The organism is Bradyrhizobium sp. P5_C11_2 (genome assembly GCF_054049755.1).
Map to the genome: position 1 here is coordinate 1 of NZ_JBFULT010000814.1, position 2,460 is coordinate 2,460.

Sequence of the window (2,460 nt, forward strand, 5' to 3'; positions counted from 1 at the left end):
ATCCGAAGGACGGCCTGTTTCTCTATGGCCCTCACGAGAGGGCAAAGAAAACGAAAGAGGTCCGTGTCGGCGTGATCGGTACCTCGGCGGGCATTAATTATTTTCGTGCGTGGGCAGGTCGATTGAAGAAAGGTATCCTTGTTCCCCCGCCGGGAAAAACTGAAAAGCAGGATAGGCTGCATCTGGCTAATTTTCCAGGGCTCGAAGAGGCTTTCGGAATTTCCTTGAACGACGCCGAATTTGTGGCGTGTACGCTTGATGCAAAGGCAATCGATGCCGCGACGCGCATTTTGAATCTGCATGAGGCCGTCAAGAAAGTCGTAAAGCTCTATGCCGACAAAACCCGGAGGCACCGAGAAAATGATGAACGCTCCGTCGACTTGTGGATTCTTGTTGTTCCAGAGCTCATTTTCGAGCGATGCAAGCCGAATGCACGTCGGACAGGTTTGTCCTTGGAGCTTGGCGATTTCGAGAAGAGAAAGAAGACTCGTTCTGACCTTCCGCTACTGAAAGAGGTTCTCACCGAAGAGAACGTCTTCGACGACGCCCCGGACTTTCATCGGCAGGTCAAGGCAGAATATCTAACCCTCTCGCCAACACAGATCATTCGTGAAACAACGATAGCTCCAGACGAATTCAAAAACAAAGCGGGGTATCCGCTCCGCCGGACCCAGGACGCAGCGACGATCGCGTGGAACTTGGCTACGGGCCTTTACTACAAGACACAGCCAAAGCCACCTTGGAAGCTATCGGGCATCCGCGCTGGTGTTTGCTATATCGGCCTTGTGTACAAGAACCTTCCCGGCGACGCGTCGGACCATGCCTGTTGCGCTGCGCAGATGTTTTTGAGCGAAGGCGATGGTGTCGTGTTTCGCGGCGCAAATGGTCCGTGGAAGAAAGGCGAATTTGATTATCACCTCAACGCTTCGGCCGCGACTGACCTAATCAGGAAGGTTTTAGAGACCTATAGAGAACTCCACGATTCCGCACCTCAGGAATTGTTTATCCATGGGCAGACATATTTCAACGAAGAAGAATGGGCCGCCTTTGAAGCTGCGGCCCCGCCGACCACGAACGTAGTTGGCGTGCGGATACGCACAACTTCCGGAGAAACCAAGCTATTTCGAGATGGTGATTATCCGGTCTTGCGTGGCACTGCCATGCTGCTTGACGACAAGAGCGCTTACCTTTGGACAAACGGTTACGTCCCGCAACTCGACACTTATATCGGACCAGAAACACCAAATCCGCTCTTTATTACGGCTCTGAGGAGCAAGGGTACCATGCCATCGCTTCCAATTATTCTCAGTGACATTATGGGGCTGACGAAGATCAATTATAATTCGTGCAACTACAATGATGGCTTACCTGTAACGGTTCGCTTTGCGAACATGGTTGGCGAGGTGCTGACGATGGGTTCGGCAAAAGGTGCGGATCGTCAGCCGTTCAAATATTACATTTGATGAATGATAGCTCGCTCGAATTCAGTCTGCGCGTCGGCGGAGAAGGTAGCGTATCGCTTGCAGTCCGCGACACAAGATTCGGCGAATGATGCCAGTACTTTCCACTTTCGGAATCTTATCGAAGAGGGCTAATTCCTCTAGAATTTTGTTGGCGCACTCGTCAATTGTCACGAAATCCTGCAAAAGCTGTTCGTGGAAAACGACGCCGGGGGATTTCTCCGTGGGAGAATGCATCATCCATGGCCGATAAACGCCGAGCTTTCTCTGCTTCGCTATTAATTCGTCATAGGCCTTGTAGTCACCTTTCTGACCGGCTTCGTGGGCCTCCTTCTCAAGCCGATGGTATTCGTCGGATTTATCTTTGGAGAGAATAAATGGCAGAATGTATAGGGGTATCCTGTGGGCCAAAGCATCACGGAACTCCGCCACATGCCGGAACCATTTTCTTCGGGTCTGGAGATATTTTCTAAACGGTTTTGAAAACGATTTCCTGAGAAGCCAATATCCTTCGCCAAGGCCAACCAAGTGTCGGTCAAGTTCTTTTCCATCCGGGCCTCTTTGGCTTGTTTCGTATACCCATATCCACGCGAGATTATCGAGACATCCATGCAGGTTGGTGACGAATGATTGAATTACGATCGTGGCGCCGACACGGTCGTCGACGTCAGGAATGTCCTCCTGTTCTGGCGGGAGAATATTGTACACATAGTTGATGGCGCGGATCATCGTATCCAATCTACGGATGAGGCCACTGACAGCGTACTCGCGCCCGCGGTTGCTGTTGTAGGTCCGAGCAATGAGTTTGTTGCGAAGCGCTTCAAATTTTGTGTGGACGTCGTCCTTCGCGCTGTTCAGCGCGGCAACATCCTCTGCTGTGAAATAGCAGGCCACTTTATTCAACCCGCACGTCAATAATCTCGCCGCGACGTTTCATCAGCGCGATTTCAATTCCGGCGACGGCGCAGCGCGGAGCCAATCGCTTGGCTAGGTTCAGGGT

General features: G+C 51.7%; 2 protein-coding genes. One reads left to right on the top strand and one right to left on the bottom strand.

Annotated features, from left to right (window positions below):
- Positions 1-1,463, top strand: a 1,463-nt coding sequence (locus ACXJL8_RS38910) for an argonaute/piwi family protein (protein WP_456686803.1), incomplete at its 5' end; no start/stop codon positions are given.
- A 21-nt stretch (positions 1,464-1,484) separates the two neighbouring features.
- On the opposite strand, the gene ACXJL8_RS38915 is transcribed toward ACXJL8_RS38910, so the two are convergent.
- On the bottom strand, positions 1,485-2,354 hold the full coding sequence (locus ACXJL8_RS38915; RefSeq protein WP_456686804.1) for a hypothetical protein: 870 nt from the start codon (positions 2,352-2,354) through the stop codon (positions 1,485-1,487).
- Positions 2,355-2,460 lie beyond the last annotated feature (106 nt).